This is a genomic window from Rhizobium sp. 2MFCol3.1 (assembly GCF_000377565.1).
Classification (GTDB): domain Bacteria; phylum Pseudomonadota; class Alphaproteobacteria; order Rhizobiales; family Rhizobiaceae; genus Rhizobium.
The window spans coordinates 125,561-146,195 of sequence record NZ_KB898354.1 but is presented as its reverse complement, the minus strand read 5'-3'; the positions used below and the strand labels follow the sequence as shown (position 1 = coordinate 146,195).

19 protein-coding genes and 1 pseudogene are annotated in these 20,635 nt (G+C 62.3%); 4 read left to right on the top strand and 16 right to left on the bottom strand.

Annotated elements, in window-relative coordinates; translation table 11 throughout:
- Positions 1–43: 43 nt before the first annotated feature.
- From D460_RS0103475 to D460_RS0103455, 4 genes are all read left to right on the top strand, one after another.
- Positions 44–1,015 (top strand): ABC transporter substrate-binding protein, encoded by a 972-nt coding sequence (locus tag D460_RS0103475; protein WP_018897113.1) that lies wholly within the window; start codon positions 44–46, stop codon positions 1,013–1,015.
- A 416-nt stretch (positions 1,016–1,431) separates the two neighbouring features.
- Positions 1,432–2,625, top strand: coding sequence for an efflux RND transporter periplasmic adaptor subunit (locus D460_RS0103465; protein WP_018897112.1), 1,194 nt, complete (start codon positions 1,432–1,434; stop codon positions 2,623–2,625).
- A 13-nt stretch (positions 2,626–2,638) separates the two neighbouring features.
- A complete protein-coding gene (locus D460_RS0103460; protein WP_018897111.1) occupies positions 2,639–5,935 on the top strand; it encodes an efflux RND transporter permease subunit in 3,297 nt (1,098 codons plus the stop codon).
- 145 nt (positions 5,936–6,080) lie between these two features.
- Entirely contained in the window at positions 6,081–6,791 is a 711-nt protein-coding gene (locus D460_RS0103455; RefSeq protein WP_018897110.1) for a Crp/Fnr family transcriptional regulator, read from the top strand.
- Here D460_RS0103455 and ureG read toward each other — a convergent pair.
- The 16 genes and pseudogenes from ureG to urtA all read right to left on the bottom strand — a co-directional run bounded on the left by ureG (position 6,769) and on the right by urtA (position 20,521).
- Positions 6,769–7,380 carry an urease accessory protein UreG gene (gene ureG, locus D460_RS0103450; protein WP_018897109.1) on the bottom strand — a complete coding sequence of 204 codons (612 nt, stop codon included), beginning with the start codon at positions 7,378–7,380 and terminating at the stop codon, positions 6,769–6,771. The genes D460_RS0103455 and ureG overlap by 23 nt on opposite strands.
- 91 nt (positions 7,381–7,471) lie before the next feature.
- Positions 7,472–8,143 carry an urease accessory protein UreF gene (locus tag D460_RS0103445; protein ID WP_018897108.1) on the bottom strand — a complete coding sequence of 224 codons (672 nt, stop codon included), beginning with the start codon at positions 8,141–8,143 and terminating at the stop codon, positions 7,472–7,474.
- Positions 8,144–8,146: 3 nt separating this feature from the next.
- Positions 8,147–8,665 carry an urease accessory protein UreE gene (gene ureE / locus D460_RS0103440; RefSeq protein WP_018897107.1) on the bottom strand — a complete coding sequence of 173 codons (519 nt, stop codon included), beginning with the start codon at positions 8,663–8,665 and terminating at the stop codon, positions 8,147–8,149.
- 108 nt (positions 8,666–8,773) lie between these two features.
- Positions 8,774–9,604 (bottom strand): GGDEF domain-containing protein, encoded by an 831-nt coding sequence (locus D460_RS32475; RefSeq protein ID WP_018897106.1) that lies wholly within the window; start codon positions 9,602–9,604, stop codon positions 8,774–8,776.
- Positions 9,605–9,945: 341 nt separating this feature from the next.
- On the bottom strand, positions 9,946–11,655 hold the full coding sequence (ureC, locus tag D460_RS0103430; protein ID WP_018897105.1) for an urease subunit alpha: 1,710 nt from the start codon (positions 11,653–11,655) through the stop codon (positions 9,946–9,948).
- Positions 11,656–11,658: 3 nt separating this feature from the next.
- Complete coding sequence (locus tag D460_RS0103425; protein WP_018897104.1) at positions 11,659–12,282, bottom strand: hypothetical protein; 624 nt, start codon at positions 12,280–12,282, stop codon at positions 11,659–11,661.
- A 16-nt stretch (positions 12,283–12,298) separates the two neighbouring features.
- Positions 12,299–12,709 carry a lysozyme inhibitor LprI family protein gene (locus D460_RS0103420; protein WP_026282747.1) on the bottom strand — a complete coding sequence of 137 codons (411 nt, stop codon included), beginning with the start codon at positions 12,707–12,709 and terminating at the stop codon, positions 12,299–12,301.
- 20 nt (positions 12,710–12,729) lie between these two features.
- On the bottom strand, positions 12,730–13,035 hold the full coding sequence (locus D460_RS0103415) for an urease subunit beta (RefSeq protein ID WP_018897102.1): 306 nt from the start codon (positions 13,033–13,035) through the stop codon (positions 12,730–12,732).
- Positions 13,036–13,044: 9 nt separating this feature from the next.
- Positions 13,045–13,299: a DUF1272 domain-containing protein gene (locus D460_RS0103410; protein WP_018897101.1), complete on the bottom strand. Its 255-nt coding sequence runs from the start codon at positions 13,297–13,299 to the stop codon at positions 13,045–13,047.
- A 7-nt stretch (positions 13,300–13,306) separates the two neighbouring features.
- Positions 13,307–13,609: an urease subunit gamma gene (locus D460_RS0103405; RefSeq protein ID WP_018897100.1), complete on the bottom strand. Its 303-nt coding sequence runs from the start codon at positions 13,607–13,609 to the stop codon at positions 13,307–13,309.
- Between the two features lie 20 nt (positions 13,610–13,629).
- The gene (locus D460_RS0103400) at positions 13,630–14,451 is read right to left on the bottom strand and encodes an urease accessory protein UreD (RefSeq protein ID WP_018897099.1); all 822 of its coding nucleotides are present in this window, start codon (positions 14,449–14,451) and stop codon (positions 13,630–13,632) included.
- A gap of 161 nt (positions 14,452–14,612) precedes the next feature.
- Positions 14,613–15,308, bottom strand: a complete 696-nt coding sequence (urtE, locus tag D460_RS0103395) for an urea ABC transporter ATP-binding subunit UrtE (RefSeq protein ID WP_018897098.1) — start codon at positions 15,306–15,308, stop codon at positions 14,613–14,615.
- Between the two features lie 203 nt (positions 15,309–15,511).
- On the bottom strand, positions 15,512–16,267 hold the full coding sequence (urtD, locus tag D460_RS0103390) for an urea ABC transporter ATP-binding protein UrtD (RefSeq protein WP_018897097.1): 756 nt from the start codon (positions 16,265–16,267) through the stop codon (positions 15,512–15,514).
- Positions 16,268–16,371: 104 nt separating this feature from the next.
- Positions 16,372–17,436 (bottom strand): annotated as a pseudogene (gene urtC / locus D460_RS0103385) (urea ABC transporter permease subunit UrtC); the annotation flags it as partial.
- Positions 17,433–19,052: an urea ABC transporter permease subunit UrtB gene (gene urtB / locus D460_RS0103380; protein WP_018897095.1), complete on the bottom strand. Its 1,620-nt coding sequence runs from the start codon at positions 19,050–19,052 to the stop codon at positions 17,433–17,435. The gene urtB and the pseudogene urtC, both read right to left, overlap by 4 nt.
- 176 nt (positions 19,053–19,228) lie before the next feature.
- Positions 19,229–20,521: an urea ABC transporter substrate-binding protein gene (gene urtA / locus D460_RS0103375; RefSeq protein ID WP_018897094.1), complete on the bottom strand. Its 1,293-nt coding sequence runs from the start codon at positions 20,519–20,521 to the stop codon at positions 19,229–19,231.
- Positions 20,522–20,635: the final 114 nt, after the last annotated feature.

Below are 20,635 nucleotides of genomic sequence, written 5' to 3'. Positions count from 1 at the left end.
GACACTGGGGTCGGGCGTAAAGAAAGAAAAAGGGAACAAGAAAATGAAAAAACTGGTTCTTGCAATGATGGCGAGCGCCATGGCGATGGCGGCAAGCCACGCGATGGCCGCAGACAAGGTGACGCTTCAGCTGAAGTGGGTCACCCAGTCTCAGTTCGCCGGCTACTACGTCGCCAAGGAGAAGGGTTACTACGAGGAAGAAGGCCTCGACGTCGACATCAAGCCGGGTGGCCCTGATATCGCGCCTGAGCAGGTGATCGCCGGCGGCGGCGCCGACGTGATCGTCGACTGGATGGGCGGTGCGCTGGTTGCCCGTGAAAAGGGCGTTCCGCTCGTCAACATCGCCCAGCCTTTCCAGAAGTCCGGCATGGAACTGATCTGCCGCAAGGACGGCCCGATCAAGACCGAAGCCGACTTCAAGGGCCACACGCTTGGCGTCTGGTTCTTCGGCAACGAATATCCGTTCTTCGCCTGGATGAACAAGATCGGCCTGAAGACCGATGGCGGCAAGGACGGCGTGACCGTGCTGAAGCAGAGCTTCGACGTTCAGCCGCTCCTCCAGAAGCAGGCCGATTGCATCTCCGTCATGACCTATAACGAATACTGGCAGGCGATCGATGCCGGCTTCAAGCCTGAGGAACTGACGGTCTTCAACTACACCGCCATGGGCAACGACCTGCTCGAGGACGGCCTCTACGCCAATGAAGAGAAGCTGAAGGACCCGGCCTTCAAGGAAAAGATGGCCAAGTTCGTCAAGGCTTCGATGAAGGGCTGGAAGTACGCCGTCGAGAACCCCGATGATGCGGCAGGCATCGTCGTCGATGCCGGCGGTCAGGACGAAAACCACCAGAAGCGGATGATGAGCGAAGTGGCCAAGCTGATCGGCGACGGGTCAGGCAAGCTCGACACCACGCTCTACGACCGCACCGCCAAGGCCTTGCTGGACCAGAAGATCATCAGCAAGGAGCCGACGGGCGCCTGGACGCACGACATCACCGACGCGGCCGCCAAGTAACGGGCGGCGACCAAGTCGCATCGAATAAACAAGGAACGCGCGGGCTGGCACCGCGCGTTTCTCATTTAAATCATAAAAAATTCGTGGCGTTGTCGGATTAGCGTCGGCTGGCGCGTCATAGGAATGACGGAATTGCGGATCAACAAACCGAATGCCGGCATCACGGAATGGTGATTGATATCGGCCGTCGAGATTACTAATGTGCGCCGCGAGGAATTATTTTCTGCCGGGCTTGCGGGTGGTGCAAAACGATACCACCTACATGTCGGATTTGCCGGACGAGGGTCATCTTACGAAGTAAGATACGGCAATGATGCGGGAATATTTCTGAGCTTGCACTTACGGGAGAAGGCCTTCGCGAGCTGAGGACAAGGCGCGAGTTTGGCCAACCTTTTTCAAAGACTGGACAAAGACGCATGGTACGCATGACGCCTAAAACTCTACGCGCCTCCGCCCTGATCGCGGCTGCCTTTGCCGCATCGGTCGCTTTCGCGCAGGAAAACCAGCCGCCAAAGGCACAGCAGAACCTGCCCGTGATTGTGGTCACGACCGCCGCCAAGCGCGCGCTGGTCGATCGCGTCATCGGCACCGGCACGATCCGCCCGATCGAGGAAGTCTATATCCAGCCGCAGGTCGAGGGTCTCTCTATCCGCGCACTCAACGTCGATGTCGGCGACAAGGTCGAGGCCGACAGCACGCTTGCGACGCTGAACGATGATGCGCTGGTGCTGCAGAAGGCGCAGATGATGGCGACGAAGGCCAAGGGCGAGGCAAGTCTCGCCCAGCTCCGCGCCCAACTGGTTGAAGCCAAGGCCAATGCCGAGCAGGCCCGCCTGCAGCAGTCGCGCGCCGACGAGATGGGCAAGAAGGGAACGGTCTCCACCGCCCAGGTCGAGCAGGCCGACGCCACCGCGGCGACCGCCAATGCGCGCGTCTCCTCGGCGGAACAGGCAATTGAGGTTGCGATCGCCGACCTGAAGGTGATCGACAGCCAGATCGCCGATGCCGACCTGAAGCTCGCGCGCACGGACGTGAAGACGCCGGTGTCAGGCGTGATTTCGGCCAAGAACGCCCGCATCGGCGCCATTGCCGCCGGCACCGGCGAGCCGATGTTCACCGTCATCAAGGATAGCGCGATCGAGCTCGTCGCCGAGCTCTCGGAAACCGATATCCAGAAGATCAAGGTCGGTCAGCGCGCCATCGTGACGCTGTCCGGCAACCGCACGAAGATCGAAGGCAAGGTCCGGATCGTCTCCCCGACGGTCGACCAGTCGACCCGCCTCGGCCTCGTGCACATCTATATCGACGACGAGAGTGCTGCCCGCTCCGGCATGTATGCCAGCGCCGACATCATCGTCGCCGAAAAGAACGACATCGCCCTTCCCCTGTCGGCGGTCACCACTGGCCGTAACGGCTCCACCGCCCGCAAGGTCGAAGGCGGCGTCGTCAAGCAGGTGAAGGTGACGACAGGCATCCAGGATGGTGGCTTCGTCGAGATCTCGGAAGGCCTGAAGGAAGGCGACACCGTCGTCGCCAAGGCCGGCGCCTTCGTTCGCGATGGCGACAAGATCACCCCCGTCACCGAAGCCGTATCGGCACAATCGAACTGACCGAGGCCAATCCATGAATTTCTCCGCATGGTCGATCCGAAATCCGATTGCGCCGCTGCTCGCCTTCGCGCTGCTGGTGTTCGTGGGCATCCAGGCCTTCTACAAGCTGCCGATCACCCGCTTCCCGAATATCGACGTTCCCGTCGTTTCCATCACCGTCACGCAGAGCGGCGCCTCGCCGGCCGAGCTGGAAATGCAGGTGACGAAGGAGGTCGAGGACGCGGTCGCCTCGATCAGCGGCATCGATGAAATCCAGTCGACGGTCACCGACGGCCAGTCGCAGACGGTCGTCGTCTTCCGCATCGAGAAGCCGACCGCCGAAGCCGTTCAGGACACCAAGGACGCCGTCGACAAGATCCGCAGCGACCTGCCCGCAGGCATCGAGGAGCCGATCGTCACCAAGGTCGATGTCGAAGGACAGGCGATCCAGACCTTTGCCGTCTCGTCTCCAAACATGACACTCGAGGAGCTGTCCTGGTTCGTCGACGACACCGTCAAGCGCGCCCTTCAGGGCCAGCCCGGCATTGGCCGTATCGACCGCTACGGCGGCGCCGACCGCGAAGTGCGTGTCTCGCTCGATCCCGGCAAACTCGACGCCTATGGCATCACCGCCGCCGACGTGAACCAGCAGCTGCGCGGCACCAACGTCAACCTCGGCTCCGGCCGTGGCCAGGTCGCCGGCAACGAGCAGACGATCCGCACGCTCGGCGACACGCGCGACGTCTCGCAGCTCAACACCACCACGATCAGCCTGCCCAACGGCCGCTTCGTGAAGCTCTCCGAGCTCGGCACGATCGACGACACCTACGAGGAGCAGAAATCCTTCTCGCGCTTCAACGGCACCCCATCGGTCACCTTCGCCGTCTTCCGTGCGAAGGGCGCCAGCGAAGTCTCGGTTGCAGAAACCGTTTCGGAAAGCCTGACGGAGATCCGCAAGGCCAATCCGAACGTCAAGATCGAGATGGTGGATGACAGCGTCTACTTCACCTACGGCAACTACGAGGCAGCCCTTCACACGCTGATCGAAGGCTCGATCCTCGCCGTCATCGTCGTCTTCCTGTTCCTGCGCAACTGGCGCGCGACGCTGATCGCCGCCGTGGCGCTGCCACTGTCGGCCATTCCGACCTTCTGGATCATGGACATCATGGGGTTCTCGCTGAACCTCGTGAGCTTCCTGGCGCTGACGCTGGCGACCGGTATTCTCGTCGACGACGCGATCGTCGAGATCGAGAACATCGCCCGCCATATCAAGATGGGCAAGACGCCCTACAAGGCAGCGCTGGAAGCGGCAGACGAAATCGGCCTCGCCGTTATCGCCACCAGCTTCACCATTATCGCCGTCTTCGTGCCGGTGTCGTTCATGCCAGGCATCGCCGGCCAGTATTTCATCCAGTTCGGCCTGACGGTCGCCTTCTCCGTCTTCTTCTCGCTCGTTGTGGCGCGCCTCATCACACCCTTGATGGCCGCCTATCTGATGCGCGCGGAAGACGGCATGGAAGACCATCACGACAATGACGGCACGATCATGCGCGGCTATACGCGCCTGGTCACCGGCACCACACGCAAATGGTACTGGCGCTACACCACGCTGCTCTGCGCCATCGCCTTCCTGATCGGCTCGATGATGCTCTTGAGCCGCGTACCGGGCAGCTTCATGCCGCCGGACGATTCCTCGCGCGTCGTGCTCTCCGTCGAACTCCCGCCGAACGCAACGCTCGAAGACACGGCCGCCGCATCGACCAAGGTCTACGACGCCGTGCGCGGGATCGACGGTGTGGAAAGCGTCTTCGTTCTCGGCGGCGCCTCGCCCAAGGGCGATCTCGAGCTGCGCCGCGCAACCGTCCGCGTCATCCTCGGCAACATCGATCACTCGCTGCTGAAGACCCTCGTCAACAAGGGTCTCGGCGGGCTGCCTGTTATCGGCAACCTGATCCCGAAGATGGAAGAACACGGCCGCACGCGTCCGCAGTGGGATGTCGAAAAGGATATCTTCGCCGCTGTCCGCGGTATCCCTGACGTACGCATCTCCAAGGTCAACGACCGGGCCGAGCGCGACCTCACCTTCAACTTCCTCTCCTCCAACGAGGACGATCTGAACGAGGCCGTCAGTCTGCTGGAATCGAAGCTGCGCGCGTCGCCGATCCTGGCGAACGTCTCCTCCGAAGGCGCCCTGCCCCGTCCGGAGCTGCAGATCCGCCCGCGCATGGCCGAAGCCTCCCGCCTCGGCATCACGCCGCAGCAGATCTCCGAGACCATCCGCGTCGCCACCATCGGCGATATCGACGCCAACCTCGCCAAGATCTCGCTCGACGACCGGCAGATCCCGATCCGCGTGCAGGCATCGCTCAATGTCCGCCGCGATCTGGCCGCCATCCGGGCCATCAAGATCAAGACGGCGAGCGGCGCCAGCGTGCCGCTCTACAGCGTCGCCGATGTCGACTATTCGGAAGGTCCGAGCTCGATCAAGCGCAACAACCGCAACCGCGTCGTCGCCATCGGCTCCGACGTGCCCTTCGGTACCGCGCTCGATACCTCGACCGCCGAGTTCAAGCGCATCGTCTCTGAAACGCAGCTGCCGAAGAGCGTGCATCTGGCCGAAAGCGGTGACGCCAAGGTTCAGGGCGAAATGGTCCAGAGCTTCGGCAATGCCATGCTGATGGGCCTGATGCTGGTTCTGGTCGTGCTGATCCTGCTCTTCAAGGATGTGATCCAGCCCTTCACCATCCTGTTCTCGCTGCCGCTTGCGATCGGCGGCGTGGCACTGGCGCTGATCGTCACCCAGAACGCGCTCTCCATGCCTGTTCTGATCGGCATCCTGATGCTGATGGGCATCGTCACCAAGAACGCCATCCTGCTCGTCGACTTCGCGATCGAGATGAAGCGGCATGGGATGGAGCGTGTCGAAGCCATGGTGGAAGCCGGCCGCAAGCGCGCCCGCCCGATCATCATGACCTCGATCGCCATGTCGGCGGGCATGCTGCCCTCGGCGCTCGGCGTCGGCGAAGGCGGCTCGTTCCGCTCGCCGATGGCGATCGCCGTGATCGGCGGCATCATCGTCTCCACGGTGCTCTCGCTCGTCGTCGTCCCCTCCTTCTTCCTGATCATGGACGACCTCTCCCGCCTGCTCGGCTGGCTGTTCGGCCGCCTTGTCGGCAAGAAGGACGAAGAGCAGTTGCCGCTCTCGCCCGAGGAACTCACGACCGCCGTCACCAGCCTCGACGGCCGCGTCACCGCGATCGAGAAGCCCGACGACAAGAAGGGCAAATCCGGCGGCAACGTCGTCCGCCTGCCGCCCTTCGCAGCGGAGTAAACGCATCATACGAAAAAGCCGGGGTTCGCCCCGGCTTTTTCATTTCTTGCTCCCACTTGATGCAGATCAACTTTCCGCATGGCCATTCCGGCTATTTTAGCCGAATGGCAGGCGCGGCCTGCGACCGACGAATGTGGAGAAAGAGATGACGACGGGCTTGAAACTAAGCAATGTCCACAAGACCATGCTTGGCGAAACCATTCTTTTTTCCGGCCTCAACCGGGATGAACGCAACGCGCTTCTCGCCTGCGCGACCATCGTGCGCTACCAGATGCACGACATCCTGTTTCACCAGGGCGAACGGGGCGAGTATTTCTATTGCGTGCTGACGGGCTTCGCTCGGCTCTACCGGCTTGGCGGCGACAATCAGGAAGGCGATATCCGCATCTGCGAGCCCGGCGACAGCTTCGCCGAATGCCTTGTCACCGATGGCGGCGATTATCGCTATGGCGCCCAGGCCATGGAGCACTCGATCTTGGCGCGCTTCAATCTCGAACAGGTCCGTGCGTTGGTCGAGCACCGGCCGCATATCGGCATCGCGATCATGCGCAGCCTCTCTAAGCACCTGCTATCGACGATCGACTGCCTGGCGAGCGACCGCATGCAGACCGCACCCCAGCGCGTCGCGACCTATCTGCTCACCCATTGCAAGCAGGAAGGTCTTGAGGCGAAGATGCGGCTCCCCTTCCAGAAGAGCCTTCTGGCGCGAAAGCTCGGGCTGGCGCCCGAGGCGCTCTCCCGCGCCTTCTCCTCGCTGCGGGCCGCCGGCGTCACCGTCAGCGGCCGCTCGATCGAGATCAGCAATCTCAACGTCCTGAAGACGATACCGGCGATTACAAGCCGCCATGCACCTTGAGGAAGTCGACGATGGCGCCGATGCCGTCGCCGCGTTTCATGTCTGAGAACACGAAGGGGCGTGTGGCGCGCATGCGCGTCGCGTCCCGGTCCATCACGTCGAGATCGGCGCCGACATAGGGCGCAAGGTCCTTCTTGTTGATGACGAGAAGGTCCGACTTGGTGATGCCAGGCCCGCCCTTGCGCGGGATTTCCTCGCCCTGGCAGACAGAGATCACATAGATGGTGATATCCGCCAGATCAGGCGAAAAGGTCGCGGCCAGATTGTCGCCGCCCGATTCGATGAAGACCACGTCGAGATCGGGAATGCGCTCGTTGAGGCCGGCAATGGCCTGCAGGTTGATTGTGGCGTCTTCACGAATAGCGGTGTGCGGGCAGCCGCCCGTTTCCACGCCGACAATGCGCTCCGATGGCAGCGCCTGCATGCGCATCAGCGCCTCGGCATCCTCGGTCGTGTAGATGTCATTGGTGACGACGGCGACCGAATACTGGTCGCGCATCGCCTTGCAGAGCTTTTCCGTCAGCGCCGTCTTGCCCGAGCCGACCGGTCCACCGATGCCGACCCGCAGAGGTCCATTTCCTGATTTCATATCGTGCACTCCAATCGAGAATAATCATAGCGCGTCAACCGCAAGGCGGCCACCGGCAAATGGCGCAGATCGTTAGCGACAAGCGCCGCTATCACGACCGAAAAAGCCGCGTCGATTGCGTCTCGTGCCGTAGCGAGACGATATCGGCCTGCACCGTCGCCGAGCCCAGCTCATCGAGCGTCGAGCCCGCCGCCCGCCGCGCGAGCAGAGCGATATCCCCTTCCCGCGCCGCCACGATCGCGACGCCATCCTTCTGGCCGGCAACGCCGAGCCGGATACCGGCGGAGACGGCTTGCGAGACATAGGCGTGCAAGAATGCAGCGATCGCCTTTTCGGCGCCGATCCCATGCGCACCGGAAACGGCGCCGACGGCAACAGGATAAGCCACATGTTTCGGCAGCCGTGTGAACACCGCATCAGGCCATGCGCCGGCCGCCGACAGGAAGGCGTCGCCAAGCAACATCGTTTCCTGATGCCGCTCGCGCGATCCCGCCAACGCCTCGGCAAGCTCGGCCACCTCGGATAGCGCCGAAGCGTCGCCATGCATTCTGTTGCTCTCGGCAAGCAGCACGACGTCGTTCCAGACGGCGCCGTGATCCATCATGGCGCCCAGCCAATCACTGAGCGAGGCGGCATCGTGCACGAGCCCGTCATGCACCGAGCGCTCCAGCCCGCCCGAATAGGCGAACGAGCCCACCGGAAAGGCCGGCGAAAGCCATGCCATCAACCGCAGCAGGGCCTGCAGATCACCGTTCTCGGTCATGGCTCAGTCGTGCGAATGGTTGTGGCCGTGATCATGTCCATGGTCGTGCCCGTGGCCATGATCGTGTCCATGTCCATGCGAATGGTTGCCATGGGAATGATAGGCGCCGCGCGCCGGCTGGAACGGCTCGGTGACGTCTGACACCGTCGCGCCCAGTCCCTCTAGCATGGCGCGGATGACATGGTCGCGCAGGATCAGGATACGCTCTTCCTCGATCTGCGCACCCAGATGCCGGTTGCCGAGATGCCAGGCGAGCTCGATCAGATGCAGGCGATCACGCGCCTTGATCTCGAACAGCTTCTCGTCGGCCGCAACGATCTCCACCAGCTCGCCATCGCCGAGAACCAGCATGTCGCCATTGGCAAACAGCACCGGCTCCTTGAGGTCGAGCATGACCATCTCGCCATTGTCGAGATGCAGCAGCTTGCGCCTGAGGTGCCTCAGATCATGCGGCAGCACGACCTTGTGAGTGGGGTGGGAAGACGGCGTGCCGGCTGGCAGATAGGAGGTGATATACTGCATGATGTGTCCATTCCGGTTCAGGCGAGGAGCATGCAAAATCGGCTGGAACCGCGCAAGGGTCAAAACGCCGGTTTGCGCACTATACGCGTGTCGTTGCAACGCTTTAGTCTAATGAATGGCGGACGACCTGCCGTCGACATTGGTTTCATCCTGGCTGAGCCGCATGCGGCGCTGCAGGCCCTCGTCCTCGTGCACGACGCGATTGCGGCCGAGCGTCTTCGCCAGATAGAGCGCCTTGTCGGCCGCGGTATAGGCAGCCTGCGTGCTTCGCCCATCAAAAAGCTCCGCGATGCCGGCCGACATCGTGACATTGAAGCTGCAGCCATCGAGTGCGATCGTCCGTTCGGCAAGCCGGTTGCAGGCAGCCCGGATCTGCGCCACCCGCTCCTCTTTCAAGGGAGCAATGACGACAACCCCGAACTCCTCGCCGCCGAGCCGCGCGACAGTCGAGTCCGCGCTGAAAGCCGCCGACAGCTCCGCCGCGACGGCGACAATAACGGCATCGCCGCAGGCATGCCCATAGCGATCGTTGACAGCCTTGAAGCGGTCCACATCGAAAATCGCGAGACAAGCGGGCTCATCGACATCATCGAGCGCCTCGGTGAACGCCCGACGGTTCAGGAGACCGGAGAGCATGTCGGTGCGGCTCAGCTGCTCGAACTCGGCGCGCGAGACGCTGAGCTGATGCATGGCATAGCCTGCGACCAGGGCCAGCGCTCCTGATACGATCCCGCCGATCACCCAGGATAGCGCCACGCCATAGATCACCGCATGCTCCAGCGAAACCGGCAGCATACCGGCCCAATCGAGCGGCAACAGCAGCACCGCGATGACGAGCGAAGAGAGCATCACCGCGGCGAAACTCATCTTCAGCGCATAGGTATAAATCGTCAGGCGATTCCTGAAATCGCCGAGCTCCGCCTCGAGTAAAATGTGCATCCGAATCGACCTTCTAGCCCCTCGCCAAGTCTATTGATGAGACACGAACCGCTGCCGGGGTCTTAAGGGAATCACTAGGATTTTAGCGAGTTTTGTAAATTGTTCGTGCGCTGCACAATGGATCGAAACGCGACGAAAATGGCTCTGGAAATGGCCGCGAGGCCGCGCAGCTAAGAAATTGATAAATAACAGTTTTCAGGAATTCAATGGCCGCCACGTCCCATTTCGGACGCAACGCCCCATGGTGGAACAACACACAATTGCGATACAACTTTAAGAACGCATTGCTAAACGTGTATAAAGACATTGGCCGGCACCGGGGCGCCGGCCATTAAAGCTGATCAATACATGAAGTAGCGCTGCGCCATCGGCAGCGAGGTCGCCGGTTCGCAGGTGAGCAGCTCGCCGTCGGCGCGTACCTCGTAGGTCTCCGGATCGACCTCGATATGGGGCGTCAGGCTGTTGTGGATCATCGACGCCTTGGAGATGCCGCCGCGCGTGTTCTTGATCGCGACGAGATCCTTGGCGACCCCTAGGCGGCCCTTCAGGCCGGCGTCAAGCGAAGCCTGGCTGACGAAGGTGACCGACGAGTTGGTACGCAGCTTGCCGTAGGCCGCAAACATCGGGCGATAGTGCATCGGCTGCGGCGTCGGGATCGAGGCGTTCGGATCGCCCATAGGGGCTGCCGCGATCGAGCCGGCGAGCAGCACCATCTCGGGCTTCACGCCGAAGAAGGCCGGGTTCCAGAGCACCAGATCGGCGCGCTTGCCGACTTCGATCGAACCGATTTCGTGGCTTACCCCTTGAGCGATCGCCGGGTTGATCGTGTACTTGGCGATGTAGCGGCGGACGCGGAAGTTGTCGTTATCCCCCGTCTCCTCCTTCAGCGGACCGCGTTGACGCTTCATCTTGTCGGCCGTCTGCCAGGTGCGGATCGCGACTTCCCCGACGCGACCCATGGCCTGGCTGTCGGACGAGATGATCGAGAAGGCGCCGATATCGTGCAGGATGTCCTCGGCCGCGATCGTCTCCTTGCGGATGCGGCTTTCGGCAAACGCGATATCCTCGGGGATCGACGGCGACAGGTGGTGGCAGACCATCAGCATGTCGAGATGCTCGGAAATCGTGTTGACCGTGTAGGGCCGCGTCGGATTGGTCGACGACGGAATGACGTTCGACTGTCCGCAGATCTTGATGATGTCAGGTGCGTGCCCGCCGCCCGCCCCTTCCGTGTGAAAAGCGTGGATGGTGCGGCCCTTGAGCGCCCCGATCGTATCCTCGACGAAGCCGCTCTCGTTCAGCGTGTCCGTGTGGATCATCACCTGGATATCGTATTCGTCGGCAACCGAGAGGCAGCAATCGATCGCAGCCGGCGTCGTGCCCCAGTCCTCGTGCAGCTTCAGCGACGACGCGCCGGCCAGCACCATTTCTTCGAGTGCGGCCGGCAGCGAGGCGTTGCCCTTACCCGCGAGCGCGAGGTTCATCGGAAAGCCGTCGAAGCTTTCGATCATCCGCTCGATATGCCAGGCGCCGGTGCAGGTGGTGGCAAGCGTGCCGTGCGCCGGGCCAGAGCCGCCGCCGAGCATGCAGGTGATGCCGGACATCAGCGCTTCCTCGATCTGCTGCGGGCAGATGTAATGGATATGCGCGTCCATGCCGCCGGCGGTGATGATCTTGCCCTCGCCGGCAATCGCCTCGGTCGAGGGGCCGACGATGATGTTGACGCCCGGCTGCGTATCTGGATTGCCGGCCTTGCCGATGGCGTGGATGCGGCCGTTCTTCAGCCCGATATCAGCCTTGACGATGCCGGTATGGTCGATGATCACGACATTGGTGATGACGGTATCGACCGCGCCCTGCGCCCGCGTTGCCTGGCTCTGCCCCATGCCGTCACGGATGACCTTGCCGCCGCCGAACTTCACCTCTTCGCCATAGGTGGTGAAATCCTTCTCGATCTCGATGAAGAGCTCGGTATCGGCAAGCCGCACCTTGTCGCCGGTGGTCGGGCCGAACATGCCGGCATAGGCGGCGCGGGAAATCTTGTAGGGCATGGGTCAGGCTCCTTGGGAGGACGAACGGGATGCGGACGGATAAAACCGCGTGACGCGGCCGGCGGCGACGTAAGCGTCGACGAGCTGCCTTTCGGCGGCGAAGGGATGCCACTCCCAGCCTTGATGGCCGAAGCCGGCAAGCGCGATCGGGGCATCGGGAAATCGGTTCATGACCTCAGCGATCACGATCATGCCGCTGCTCGGCACGACGTAAGGCGCGGGGTCAAATGCGGCCAGCGCCTGGTCGACGCCATCATGAATCACTTTGTCAACGACCACATGCGTCTTGCCAGCGTCCTTGCAGAAGCTGCTGAATTGACTCGTATAGTCGTCGCAGAAATCGTCGAGCTCGGGATGCGAGATGGCAAGCGGGCCTTTCAGTGCGTCAAACTTCTCTGGATCGCGCACGCTCCAAATCTCCGAAGCTTCGACAACCGCGGGATGCGCGCGCCACGCTCCAGAAGACAGCATCGCCTTGGCGGGACGGCCGGTATTGCAGACGGCAACGACATCCGTGCGGCCGGGGCTCGCCTCATAGGATCGGCATTCGTTGAACCGGATGACGAAGCGTGCTGCGGCAACAGCCGCGGCCCCTTCCGCACCGATCTCACCATTGCCGACGATCATGATGCTCTCTGTCACCTCAGTTGCTCATCGCATCTTCGAGCGTCTTCAGCTCCTTAGTCCTGGCATCGGTCACGTTGGCGATGCAGCCGGCCACCAGCATCGGCTCCATCGTGCCGCCACGCGCCTGAAAGCCTTCGGCTTCGCATTGCGCATCACGGTAGGTGATCCAGGCACGCTGGGCAGTGACCAGAGCTTTTTCCGCACCCTTCATGTCGCCATCCTGATCGCTATCGATGGCGACCATCGCGGCGCGGGTCTTCTTGTATTGAACGTTGAGCGCCTTGTCGGCCTCGTCCTGACGCGCCCGCTCGCACAGCGTCATGTCGGTCTGCGTCGTCGGGCTTTTGCAGTCGATCTCCTCGGCGCCGGCGCTGCCGGCAGCCATCAGCGCCAGCAGCCCGAAACCCATAGGCATAAAGAAACGCATCATCTCCTCCCGAGACATGATCACAGCTTGCCCATCACCAACTGGCGGAAGCCGTAGACTTCGCGCTTGCCTGATAGCGGGATCAGCGTCACCGAACGGGTCTGGCCCGGCTCGAAGCGCACGGCGGTGCCGGCCGGAATATCGAGCCGCATGCCATGCGCCTTCTCGCGATCGAAGGAGAGCCCGGCATTGGTCTCGCCGAAGTGATAATGGCTGCCGACCTGAACCGGACGATCCCCGGTGTTCGACACCTCGATCGTAATCGTCGGCGCGCCGGCATTGAGTTCGATTTCGCCTGGTGCGGCAATGATTTCGCCTGGGATCATGATTTCTCCTCACGCAGCCTTCACGGGCGCGCAGCCCTCGGCCTTCAGCACGCGTTTCGTCGATGCCGGGTTGTTGATGAGCTTGCCCGCCGGGCGCACCGGCCGGCGCACCAGTTCGCCGCCGCAATTCGGGCAGATGCCTGAAAGCACGTTGTCGGCGCAGGCAGCACAATAGGTGCATTCGAAGCTGCACATCATCGCCTCGCGGCTTTCGGGCGGCAGGTCCTTGTCGCAGCATTCGCAATTGGGTCGAAGCTCGAGCATGGCGGCCTCAGCGGATGGGTTCGTGAACGGTCACAAGCTTCGTCCCGTCAGGGAACGTCGCTTCCACCTGCACGTCGTGGATCATCTCGGCGATGCCATCCATCACCTGGTCGCGGCCGATGACATGGGCGCCGGCTTCCATCAGCTCCGCCACCGGCCGGCCGTCACGCGCGCCTTCGACGACGTAGTCGGTAATCAGCGCGATGGCCTCGGGATAGTTGAGCTTGACGCCCCGCTCCAGCCGCCGCCGTGCGACCATCGCCGCCATCGAAATCAACAGCTTGTCTTTTTCTCTTGGTGTGAGGTTCATCGTGCATCCATCTGCTTGAACTAGAGATTCCAGACTTTCGGCACAGGCGCGCCGTTGCGCAAGGCTGAAATGATCGGGATCAGGATTTTTCGAAGAGCGAAGCCATCCGACGCCGCCAGCCGAACGACGAGCTTGCCCGCCCAGCAGCTGGCGCCGCCCATATGACCGTCGAGCAACGGCCTGACCGCATTGAGATAGCTTTCCGCCTGCAGTCCGACGTAGAGCAATGTAGCGAAGGCGACCTGGCCCGAAAGCACCGCCTGCTCGCGCGTCAGCGCCTGCACCTCGCCCGCGAACCTCAGATCCTCGGCATGGCAGAGCCGGCCTTCCCGGCGGATACGCCAGCGGTCGCGGAACAGCCCCGAGACAACCGCCTCGCCCATAGCCTTGCGCCCGAGCAGGATCGCTTCGACGGCCAAGAATTCCGCGCCCGCGTCGAGATCGACATCGAGGCGGCGATAGAGCGAGGAGCGATCGAAGAGGATCGTTTCCTGCGGCAGCCAGTCGACGCGCGCATTGGCGCCGACATGGATTTTCGTGGTGATCTCGGCTGTGCCGGCGGAAGCCTTGTAGATTTTCTCGCAGGCCTGTGTGGTCACGTCGATGCGCGTGCCGGGACCGGCCACGACGCTCCAGTCTATGCGGTCGCCACCGGTGAGCCCACCGGCCGTGTTGATGATGACGGCCTCCATCGAGGCATCGAAGGTATCCGGCAGCCGGATCTTCGCGGCGCCCTCCTGATAGAGCTCGCGGATGCGCGTGCGCCCGCCCAGCGACTTCGCGGCCAGATGCCCGCGGCCTTCGGCCCTTTGCGGTCTGGTGGATGCCGCGGCGTTCGTCATTCCATGCCCTTTTCATGCCGCCGGTTTGCCCGGCCGTTCTCATTCAATCCTGTAACTGATTGAAAGCAAGCAATTTCCATGCCGCGCGAAGGACGCCGCAATCCCGGCACCGGTCAACAGGGCGCATGTCGTCGAGTGCCTTTAAAAGCGGCGATTGCCGATCAGACGGTCAGATGCCGGCGCGCCTCCGGCGTATCCAGCGTCTCCGCCAGCCCCTCATGCACGATCTCGCCGCGATCCATGATGTAGACGTAATCGGCAAGCTCGCGGCAGAAATCGAGATACTGCTCGACCAGCAGGATCGCCATGCCGGTACTATCGCGAAGATAGCGGATCGCCCGGCCGATATCCTTGATGATCGACGGCTGGATGCCCTCGGTCGGCTCGTCGAGCACGAGGATCTTCGGCCGCGTCACCATCGCCCGCCCGATCGCCAGCTGCTGCTGCTGCCCGCCCGAGAGATCGCCGCCGCGCCGCCCGAGCATGGTCTGCAGCACGGGAAACAAGCTGAAGATGTCGTCGGGGATATTCTTGTCGCGGCGCGTAAGCGGGGCGAAGCCGGTCTCGAGATTCTCCTTCACCGTCAGCAACGGAAAAATCTCGCGCCCTTGCGGCACATAGCCGATGCCCTGCTTGGCGCGCGCATAGGGCGCTAGGCCGTTGAGCTTGGTGTCGTTGAAGGTCACCGTCCCTGAAGACAGCGGATGCTGGCCAGTGACGGCGCGAAGCAACGAGCTCTTGCCGACGCCGTTGCGGCCGAGCACGCAGGTGATCTTGCCCATCTCGGCCTTCAGCGAGATGCCGCGCAGCGCCTGCGCCGCGCCATAGTGGAGGTTTGCGTTTTCGACGGTCAGCATGGTGCCATCTCCTGGCGAATTGCGGATGTAAAGACCCCTCCCCAACCCCTCCCCACAAGGGGGAGGGACTGGGCTGCGGCGTCCATCGCCCCAAGCAGTCGTGAGCGGGCCTGGCAGAAAGGGTTCGCCCTGGTTAAGCCCCTCCCCCTTGTGGGGAGGGGTTGGGGAGGGGTTTTGCCTGCAACGAAAAGCGCCAACATCCCTCACCGCCCCAGATAATTCTCGATCACCTTCGGATCGGAACTCACAAAATCAATCGACCCCTCGGCCAACACCGAGCCTTCAGCGAGACACGTCACCTTCACCCCAAGATCGCGAATAAAGCCCATGTCGTGCTCCACGACGACCACCGACCGCGTCTTGGCGATCTCTTTCAAAAGGATCGCCGTCTCCGCCGTCTCCGCATCCGTCATCCCGGCCACCGGCTCGTCCACCAGCAACAGCTTCGGCTCCTGCGCGAGCAACATGCCGATCTCCAGCCACTGCTTCTGCCCATGGCTGAGATTGGCGGCGAGATCGTCGCGGCGATGCGTCAGGCGAACGGTCGCAAGGATCTCGTCGATGCGCGACCGATCCTCGCTCGACAACCGATAGAACAGCGTCGAAAACACGCCGCGCCTGCGATTCAGCGCCAGCTCGATATTGTCCCAGACCGTGTGGCTCTCGAACACCGTCGGCTTCTGGAACTTGCGGCCGATGCCGAGCTGGGCGATGTCGGCTTCGTCGAGCTTGGTGAGGTCGGTCTGGCCGTTGAAGAACACCTGGCCGGTGTCCGGCCGGGTCTTGCCGGTGATGATGTCCATCATCGTCGTCTTGCCGGCGCCGTTCGGGCCGATGATGGCGCGAAGTTCGCCCGGTTCGATCACGATAGACAGCGAATTCAGCGCCTTGAAACCGTCGAATGAGACGGAGACATTGTCGAGGTAGAGAACGCTGTTGGGTTTGACGTCAGGGATCATGGCGCTCACTCCGCGGGCTGGATTTCTGCGTCGACGCCGTCTTCGCGCTTGGCGGGCGGCGTGTCGCTGGAGGATGGCTTGCGCTTGCCGATATACTGACCGATCGTGCCGACGATGCCCTTGGGCAGGAACAGCGTAACGGCGACGAACAGACCGCCGAGCGCGAAGAGCCAGAATTCCGGGAAGAGGCCGGTAAAGATCGTCTTGCCGCCATTGACCATGATGGCGCCGATGATCGGCCCGATCAGCGTCGAGCGGCCGCCGACAGCCGTCCAGATGACGACTTCGATGGAGTTGGCCGGGGCGAATTCGCCGGGATTGATGATGCCGACCTGCGGCACGTAGAGCGCACCGGCGATCCCCGCCATCATCGCCGAGACGACGAAGGTGAAGAGCTTGAAGTGCTCGACGCGGTAGCCGAGGAAGCGCGTGCGGCTTTCCGCGTCGCGCACGCCGACCAGCACCTTGCCGAACTTCGAGCGCACGATGGCCGACGCGATCAGCAGCGACAGTGCAAGCAAAATCGCGGTGGCCGAGAAGAGCGCCGCGCGGGTGCCGTCGGCCTGGATGTTGTAACCGATGATATCCTTGAAATCGGTCAGACCGTTATTGCCGCCGAAGCCCATGTCGTTGCGGAAGAAGGCGAGCAGCAGCGCATAGGTCATTGCCTGGGTGATGATCGAGAGGTAGACGCCGTTGACGCGCGAGCGGAAGGCGAACCAGCCGAAGACGAAGGCGAGCAGCCCGGGCACGACAAGCACCATCAGCGCCGCAAACCAGAAATGGTCGAACCCATGCCAGAACCAAGGCAGTTCCTTGTAGTTCAGGAACACCATGAAATCGGGCAGGATCGGATCGCCGTAGCTGCCGCGCGTGCCGATCTGGCGCATCAGATACATGCCCATCGCATAGCCGCCGAGCGCGAAGAAGGCTCCGTGGCCGAGCGAGAGAATGCCGCAGAAGCCCCAGACGAGATCGAGCGCCAGCGCGAGCAGCGCATAGGTCAGATACTTGCCGAACAGCGACATGATGTAGGTCGGGATATGCAGAGGGCTTGATGCCGGCGTCATCAGGTTCAGGACCGGCACCAGCACGGCGAGCGCCAAGAGGATGAAGAGCGCGACGATGATCTTGCGATCGAGAGACCGGAGAAGGAAGGCCGTAATCATGCTTCCACCGCCCTTCCTTTGAGTGCGAAGAGCCCACGCGGCCGCTTCTGGATGAAGAGAATGATGAGCACGAGCACCAGGATCTTGCCGAGCACGGCGCCGGCGAAGGGCTCGAGGAACTTGTTGACGACGCCGAGCGACAGCGCCCCCACGAGTGTGCCCCACAGATTGCCGACGCCGCCGAACACCACGACCATGAAGCTGTCGATGATGTAGCTCTGGCCGAGATTGGGCGAGACGTTGTCGATCTGGCTGAGCGCCACGCCCGCCATGCCGGCGATGCCGGAGCCGAGCGCGAAGGTGAAGGCATCGACCCAGCCGGTGCGGATACCCATCGACGACGCCATTCGGCGGTTCTGCGTGACGGCGCGCATCTGCAGGCCGAAGGCGGAACGCTTGAGCAGCATCAGCAGCGTCACGAACACGGCCATCGAAAAGACGATGATCCACAGGCGGTTCCAGGTGATTGAGAGACCGCCGAGTTCGAACGCGCCCGACATCCAGCTTGGATTGCGCACTTCGCGGTTGGTCGGCCCGAAGATCGAGCGCACCGCCTGCTGCAGGATGAGCGACACGCCCCAGGTGGCGAGCAGCGTTTCCAGCGGACGTCCGTAGAGATAGCGGATCACGGTGCGTTCGATGACGAGGCCGACGAAGCCGGTGAAGATGAAGGCGGCGGGTACGGCGAAGGCCAGCGAATAGACTTCGAGGCTGGGGAAGGTCGAGGCGATATACTGCTGCACCACATAGGTCGTGTAGGCGCCGATCATCACCATCTCGCCATGCGCCATGTTGATGACGCCCATGACGCCGAACGTAATCGCAAGGCCGATGGCCGCAAGCAGCAGCACCGAGCCGAGCGACAGGCCGTACCAGACGTTCTGCACAACATCCCAGAGCGCCAGGCTGCGGTTGATCGTGTTGATATGCGTCTGGATCTCGCCCTTGAGTTCGTCAGGCGCGGTCGCCATGGCGGTCGTCAGGATCGTCAGCGCATTGCGACCGCCACGGGCGGCGATCGTGTCGATGGCGGCCTTCTTGTCCTCGGCGCCGACATCGCTCTTCAGCACCATCACGGCGCGGGCGGCCTCCATCGTCTCCTTGACCTCGCCGTCCTTCTCGGCGGCAAGTGCGGAGTTCAGCAGTTCGAGATTGGCGGGATCGGCATCGCGCAGCAGCCCCTGGGCAGCCGCGAGGCGGGCGCCGCGATCGGGGGAGAGCAGCGTCAGCTGGCTCATGGCCGAGGCGATGACGCCGCGCAGCGAATTGTTGATCCTGACCTTGGACATGTAGTCCGCATCGATATCGGCGACGGCCTCGCCGCTGATCGGATCGGAAAAGGTCGGCTCGTCCTCCGTGCCGCCCTGGAGCAGAACCGGGCCACCGCTTTCCGAATTCACGTAAAGCTGGCCGTCGCTGAGCTGCTGCAGGATCTGGCTGACATGGGCATCGCCGGATGCGACCAGCGCCTTGATGGCGACCTCGCGTTCCGGAAAATCGCCGACGCCGAGCGCGTCGACCAGCGCGTGGATATCTTCCTGCGCCTTCAGCGCCGTGGCGAATGCCGGCAGGGCCAGGCACAAGGTCAAAAGCAAAATCTTGATGGCGCGATACATCGGCTTTCTGCCTCGGTTATCGTTGGCCTTCCGGCGCAATCGGGAGAAATTCAGGCCTCTAACTCGGCAACTGCCGCCCGAAGCATCAAGGCCACGCTTCGGAGAGAGAACTTCCGCCCGGACAGGAGGGCCGGACGGAAGCTGTTTTCAGGCTTTTAGAGTGAAGGGGTGTCCACTCAGGAGCCCTTGCCGCCGCACTTGCCCGTTGCGACATTGAAGTTGCCGCAGTTCATGGGCTTGCGCCAATCGGAGATCAGGTCCTTGGAGTCAGGCAGGAAGTCGGACCATTCGTCGCCGACGACAGCAGGGGTCTGCTGGACGATTTCGAACTGGCCGTTCGCCTGGATTTCACCGATCAGCACCGGCTTGGTGATGTGGTGGTTCGGCATGACGGTGGCGTAGCCGCCCGAGAGGTTCGGAACCGTGGTGCCGATGATCGTGTCGAGAACCTTGTCGGTGTCGGTCGTGCCGGCAGCCTGGACCGCCTTAACCCATGCGTTGAAGCCGATATAGGCAGCTTCCATCGGGTCGTTGGTCACGCGCTTGTCGTTCTTGGTGTAGGCATGCCATTCCTTGATGAACTTCTTGTTCGCCGGGCTTTCGACCGATTCGAAGTAGTTCCAGGCAGCGAGGTGGCCGACGAGCGGCTTGGTGTCGAGACCGGCAAGCTCTTCTTCGCCGACCGAGAAGGCAACGACAGGGATGTCGGTTGCCTTGACGCCCTGGTTGCCGAGTTCCTTGTAGAACGGAACGTTGGCGTCGCCGTTGATGGTGGAGACGACGGCGGTCTTCTTGCCGGAGGCGCCGAATTCCTTGATCTTGGAGACTTCCGTCTGCCAGTCGGAGAAGCCGAACGGCGTGTAGTTGACGATGATGTCTTCCTTCGGAATGCCCTTCGAGATCAGGTAGGCTTCCAGGATCTTGTTGGTCGTACGCGGATAGACGTAGTCGGTGCCTTCGAGAACGAAGCGCTTAACGCCTTCCTTCTCCATCAGGTAGTCGACAGCAGGGATCGCCTGCTGGTTCGGAGCGGCGCCCGTGTAGAAGATGTTGCGCGAGGACTCTTCGCCTTCATACTGAACCGGGTAGAACAGGATGGAGTTGAGCTCTTCGAAAACCGGCAGGACCGACTTGCGCGACGAGGACGTCCAGCAACCGAAGACGGCCGCGACCTTGTCCTTTTCGATCAGCTCGCGTGCCTTTTCGGCAAACAGCGGCCAGTCGGAAGCCGGGTCGACGACGACGGCTTCGAGCTTCTTGCCGAGAAGGCCGCCCTTCTTGTTCTGCTCGTCGATGAGCATCAGCATGGCGTCTTTCAGCGTCGTTTCGGAGATCGCCATCGTGCCGGACAGCGAATGCAGAACGCCGACCTTGATGGTGTCGTCAGCCGCAACGGCTCCATGGAATGCGGCCGTGGCCGACATGACGGCGCCGAGCACGGCACCGGAAACATATGATCGCAGATTCATCTGGTTGATCCCCTCTTCTTGTTCCGACAACAGGCCTGAAACGGCGATTAACTGTTGCTTAAGGGACTATCCGGTGCTGCACTGCGAAAGCGTATACGCGAAATGACGTAGGTG